The following is a 5,025-nucleotide window of genomic DNA, read 5'->3' on the forward strand; positions in this document are numbered from 1 at the left end:
ACGGCCCGGCCGGGCGGGGCGGAGCGGAGCGGCCGGGGCGGCGGCACTGACGAAACGGCCGGCGCTGCGGCCCGCGCCGGCACCGTCGCGGTGCATACCCATATGAGCGGGATGTATTTCACTTCCCGCCGATCCTGTGACACCATTTGCCCCTTGCTGCGAGTCGGGGGATACCCGTATCGCGCCCCATTTCCAGTTTGCAAGAAAGCGAGAAACCAGATGAAGCGTCGCAGTCTCCTGAAAGTCTTTTCCGTGCTGGCCGCCGGTGCCGCGCTGACGATGTCGGCGGGCGCGCACGCCGAAGACAAGGTCATCAAGGTCGGCACGGTCGCCGGTCCGGATGCCGAGGTGTGGCAGGTCGTGCAGAAGGGGGCGAAGGAGAAGGAAGGCCTGAACGTGAAGGTCGTCGAGTTCAACGACTACGTGCAGCCGAACGCGGCGCTCGACGCGGGCGATCTCGACGCGAACAGCTTCCAGCACCAGCCTTATCTCGACAGCCAGGTGAAGCAGCGCGGCTACAAGATCGTGACGGTCGGTCTGACCTACATCTCGCCGATCGGCGTTTATTCGAAGAAGTTCAAGTCGCTGAAGGAGCTGCCGCAAGGCGCGAAGATCGCGGTGCCGAACGATCCGTCGAACGAGAACCGCGCGCTGCTGCTGCTGCAGGCGCAGGGCACGATCAAGCTGAAGGCCGGCGCCGGCACGGGCGGCAACAACGCGACGGTGCTCGACATCGCCGACAATCCGAAGAAGCTGAAGATCTCCGAGCTCGACGCCGCGCAACTGCCGCGCGTGCTGCCGGACGTCGACGCGGCCGTGATCAACACGAACTACGCGCTCGCCGCGAACCTGCAGCCGACGAAGGACGCGATCGCGCTCGAGTCGCTGACGAGCCCGTATGCGAACGTGATCGCCGTGCGCACGAAGGACAAGGATCAGCCGTGGGTGAAGAAGCTGGTCAAGGCGTACCAGTCGCCGGAGGTGAAGGAATTCATCAAGAAGCAGTTCAAGGGCTCGATGGTCGCGTCGTTCTGAACGCGATCGGACGATCGAACGAAGGCCTGCCTGTGTGCAGGCCTTTTTTTCGTCCGGCGGCGCGCGGAGCGGTGCTCGTCCGGCACGCATGACCGCGAGCGGCCGACAAGGCCTGAACGGCCGCCGAAACGACAGGGCCTGCCTCGTGCGGGCGCCCTTTTCGCGAACGACAAGCGCCGCGCGGCCCACCGTGTCTGCATGACGGCGCTCACATCTCGCCGCGTCGCGAGCAGATCGCCATGATCTGCTGGATCGCATAGTTGTCGCGCACGCCGGGCAGCGACTGCACGATGCACTCGTGATAGCGCCGCTCGCGCGGCAGCAGCATCGCGCTGTTGCGGTACAGCGCGTCGCACGAGCGCTGGATCAGTTGCGCCGCCGCGCCATTGCGGCTCTCGCGCAGCGCCTGCAGCATGCACTGATCGTATTGCGCGTCGCCGTCGGCGAGGCCGGATGCGGCGGCCGGCAGCGGCGACAGCGCGGCGGCGATCGAGATCGCGGCAACGGTCGCGATCCAGCGGAGATCCGGAGGCATGGGCGTCCCGATGACATGAAAGGGCCGCCGACAGCATAGCGTAAAGCGCTGCACGCGTCGGGCCGCGTCGGGCCGCGGCGGCGGCGCGGCGCACGAAAGCGCGGAGTCAGGCGGTGGTCTGCGGAAATGGTATGCTCGTGCGTTCGCCGCCGCGTGCCTTCCCGGGGCACGCGCGCGGGCCGGCCGCCGCCGTTTCGCGCGGGCGGTGCCCGCCGCGGCGCGAAATCCATCATCCAGAACCGACAATACGGGGGAGACTCACCCATGAAGCGTTTCAAGACTTTCGCGATCCGTTCGATCACGGCCGGCGTGGCCGCACTCGCGCTCGCCGGCGCCGCGCACGCGCAAACCGTCAAGGTGCTGTCGATCGTCGATCACCCGGCACTCGATGCGATCCGCGACGGCGTGCGTGCGGAACTGAGGGCGGAAGGCTACGGCGACGACAAGCTTAAGTGGGAATACCAGAGCGCGCAGGGCAACACCGGCACGGCCGCGCAGATCGCGCGCAAGTTCGTCGGCGACCAGCCCGACGTGATCGTCGCGATCGCGACGCCGGCCGCGCAGGCGGTCGTCGCGGCCACCAAGAGCGTGCCGGTCGTCTATTCGGGCGTGACCGATCCGGTCGCAGCGCAGCTCGTGAAGGGCTGGGGTCCGTCGGGCACCAACGTGACGGGCGTGTCGGACAAGCTGCCGCTCGATCGCCAGGTCGCGCTGATCAAGCGTGTCGTGCCGAAGGCGAAGACGGTCGGCATGGTCTACAACCCGGGCGAGGCGAATTCGGTCGTCGTCGTGAAGGAGCTCAAGGAGATTCTCGCGAAGCAGGGCATGACGCTGAAGGAAGCGGCCGCGCCGCGCACCGTCGACATCGGCCCGGCCGCGAAGAGCCTGATCGGCAAGGTCGACGTGATCTACACGAATACCGACAACAACGTCGTGTCCGCGTACGAAGCGCTCGTGAAGGTCGCGAACGAGGCGAAGATTCCGCTCGTCGCCGGCGACACCGACAGCGTGAAACGCGGCGGCATCGCGGCGCTCGGCATCAACTACGGCGACCTCGGCCGGCAGACGGGCAAGGTCGTCGCGCGTATCCTGAAGGGCGAGAAGCCGGGCGCGATCGCCTCCGAGACGAGCAGCAACCTCGAACTGTTCGTGAACACGGGCGCGGCGGCGAAGCAGGGCGTGACGCTCTCGCCGGATCTCGTGAAGGAAGCGAAGACGGTCATCAAGTAAGCCGCAGCCTGCCGGCTGCGCCCGAAGGCCCGATCGGGGCCTGCTCGACACCGCCGGACGGGCGGCCCCCACCGGGGCCGCTCGTTCGCTTGGCCCGGCCGCACACGCGCGGCCGGGAGGCAACAGGATTTTCCATCATGTCTCTGTTCTCGTTTCTGGGTGCGCTGGAGATCGGCCTGATCTTCAGTCTTGTCGCCCTCGGGGTGCTGATCTCGTTTCGCATCCTCAACTTCCCCGACCTGACCGTCGACGGCAGCTTTCCGCTCGGCGGCGCGGTCGCCGCGACGCTGATCTCCGCCGGCTACGACCCGTTCACGTCGACCTGTCTCGCGATCGTCGCGGGCGCACTCGCCGGGTTCGTGACGGGCTGGCTCAACGTGCGCCTGAAGATCATGGATCTGCTCGCCAGCATCCTGATGATGATCGCGCTCTATTCGGTGAACCTGCGGATCATGGGCCGTCCGAACGTGCCGCTGATCACCGAGCCGACCGTCTTCACGGTGCTGCAGCCCGACTGGCTGCCCGACTACGTGCTGCGTCCGGCGCTGCTCGCGCTCGTCGTCGTGGTCGCGAAGCTCGGCCTCGACTGGTTCTTCTCGTCGCAGCTCGGTCTCGCGATGCGCGCGACCGGCGCGAATCCGCGGATGGCGCGCGCGCAAGGCATCGCGACGGGCCGTGCGACGCTCGCCGGGATGGCGCTGTCGAACGCGCTCGTCGCGCTCGCCGGCGCGCTGTTCGCGCAGACGCAGGGCGGCGCCGACATCTCGATGGGGATCGGCACGATCGTGATCGGGCTCGCGGCGGTGATCATCGGCGAGACGCTGCTGCCCGCGCGCCGGCTCGTGCTGACGACGCTCGCGGTCGTGCTCGGCGCGATCGTCTATCGCTTCTTCATCGCGCTCGCGCTGAACAGCGAATTCATCGGCCTGAAGGCGCAGGACCTGAACCTCGTGACGGCTGCGCTCGTCACGATCGCGCTGGTGCTGCCGGCGACGCGCAAGAAGCTGTTCGCGCGCAAGAACGGAGGGGCATGACATGCTGTCCGCACAAGACCTCAAACTCACGTTCAATCCCGGCACGCCGATCGAGACGCGCGCGCTGCGCGGGCTGTCGCTCGAGATTCCCGACGGCCAGTTCGTCGCGGTGATCGGTTCGAACGGCGCCGGCAAGTCGACGTTCCTGAATGCGATCAGCGGCGACCAGCGCGTCGATTCGGGCCGCATCGCGATCGACGGCACGGACGTCACGCGCCAGCCCGCATGGGACCGTGCGCATCTCGTCGCGCGCGTGTTCCAGGATCCGATGGCCGGCACCTGCGAGGCGCTGACGATCGAGGAGAACATGGCGCTCGCGATGGCGCGCGGCGCGCGGCGCGGGTTTCGCGCGGCGCTCGATCGTCCGTCGCGCGAGCTGTTCCGCGACAAGCTGCGCCTGCTGAACCTCGGCCTCGAGAACCGGCTGACCGACCGGATCGGGCTGCTGTCGGGCGGCCAGCGTCAGGCGGTGAGCCTGCTGATGGCGTCGCTGCGACCGTCGCGGATCCTGCTGCTCGACGAGCACACGGCCGCGCTCGATCCGAAAACGGCCGCGTTCGTGCTGGAGTTGACCGCGCGCATCGTCGCCGACAGCAAGCTGACGACGATGATGGTCACGCACAGCATGCGGCAGGCGCTCGATTACGGCGATCGCACGGTGATGCTGCATCAGGGGCAGGTCGTGCTCGACGTGTCGGGCGACGCGCGTCGCGGGCTCGACGTGCCGGATCTGCTGCAGATGTTCGAGAAGGTGCGGCACGAGCAGCTCGACGACGACGCGCTACTGCTGGGCTGAGCGCCCGCTCGGCCAATCGGGCCGCCGCGGCTGGCGCGCAGCGTGCGCGTCGCCGCGGTGGCCCGCGTCGTTTGCGGGCGCATAGCCGCCTGGGGGCGGCTCCGGCAATCTGCATGACCCTTTTTGTTGAGGCCTGACAGCGCCTAACGCGATCCTCTATACTGTATATCCATACAGCATCGAGTCGCATGATGTCCGCTTCATTCCTGTCCCCCGAATCCCTTCATCCGTCGCTCTGGCGCGGCTCGCAGCTCGCGCGCGGCGGTCCGCGCACGATCGACACGGGCTTCGCGCCGCTGTCCGCCGAACTGCCGGGCGGCGGCTGGCCGGTCGGCGGGCTGATCGAGCTGCTGGCCGCGCAGCCGGGCTGCGGCGAGATGCGGCTGCTCGCGCCC

The 5,025-nt window shown here is 68.1% G+C and carries 5 protein-coding genes and 1 pseudogene; 5 read left to right on the forward strand and 1 reads right to left on the reverse strand.

Annotated features, from left to right (window positions below; all coding sequences use genetic code 11):
• Positions 1-219 precede the first annotated feature (219 nt).
• A complete protein-coding gene (locus tag HMPREF3115_RS25245; protein ID WP_070556571.1) occupies positions 220-1,035 on the forward strand; it encodes a MetQ/NlpA family ABC transporter substrate-binding protein in 816 nt (271 codons plus the stop codon).
• 208 nt (positions 1,036-1,243) lie between these two features.
• Here HMPREF3115_RS25245 and HMPREF3115_RS25250 read toward each other — a convergent pair whose 3' ends face one another.
• Positions 1,244-1,570 (reverse strand): VF_A0006 family four-cysteine protein, encoded by a 327-nt coding sequence (locus HMPREF3115_RS25250; RefSeq protein WP_070556573.1) that lies wholly within the window; start codon positions 1,568-1,570, stop codon positions 1,244-1,246.
• Between the two features lie 264 nt (positions 1,571-1,834).
• Between HMPREF3115_RS25250 and HMPREF3115_RS25255 the strand changes: the two genes are divergently transcribed.
• The 4 genes and pseudogenes from HMPREF3115_RS25255 to HMPREF3115_RS25270 all read left to right on the forward strand — a co-directional run.
• The gene (locus HMPREF3115_RS25255) at positions 1,835-2,800 is read left to right on the forward strand and encodes an ABC transporter substrate-binding protein (RefSeq protein ID WP_070556576.1); all 966 of its coding nucleotides are present in this window, start codon (positions 1,835-1,837) and stop codon (positions 2,798-2,800) included.
• Positions 2,801-2,937: 137 nt separating this feature from the next.
• Entirely contained in the window at positions 2,938-3,834 is an 897-nt protein-coding gene (locus tag HMPREF3115_RS25260) for an ABC transporter permease (RefSeq protein WP_006398214.1), read from the forward strand.
• Between the two features lies 1 nt (position 3,835).
• Positions 3,836-4,630 (forward strand): ABC transporter ATP-binding protein, encoded by a 795-nt coding sequence (locus HMPREF3115_RS25265; RefSeq protein WP_053296809.1) that lies wholly within the window; start codon positions 3,836-3,838, stop codon positions 4,628-4,630.
• A gap of 191 nt (positions 4,631-4,821) precedes the next feature.
• A pseudogene (locus HMPREF3115_RS25270) lies at positions 4,822-5,025 on the forward strand (recombinase RecA); the annotation flags it as partial.

Source organism: Burkholderia sp. HMSC10F09 (assembly GCF_001806955.1).
Classification (GTDB): Bacteria; Pseudomonadota; Gammaproteobacteria; order Burkholderiales; family Burkholderiaceae; genus Burkholderia; species Burkholderia multivorans.

Coding starts and splice junctions, on each gene's coding strand:
- HMPREF3115_RS25245 (WP_070556571.1), top strand. CDS start 220: ATGAAGCGTCGCAGTCTCCTGAAAGTCTTTTCCGTGCTGGCCGCCGGT.
- HMPREF3115_RS25250 (WP_070556573.1), bottom strand. CDS start 1,570: ATGCCTCCGGATCTCCGCTGGATCGCGACCGTTGCCGCGATCTCGATC.
- HMPREF3115_RS25255 (WP_070556576.1), top strand. CDS start 1,835: ATGAAGCGTTTCAAGACTTTCGCGATCCGTTCGATCACGGCCGGCGTG.
- HMPREF3115_RS25260 (WP_006398214.1), top strand. CDS start 2,938: ATGTCTCTGTTCTCGTTTCTGGGTGCGCTGGAGATCGGCCTGATCTTC.
- HMPREF3115_RS25265 (WP_053296809.1), top strand. CDS start 3,836: ATGCTGTCCGCACAAGACCTCAAACTCACGTTCAATCCCGGCACGCCG.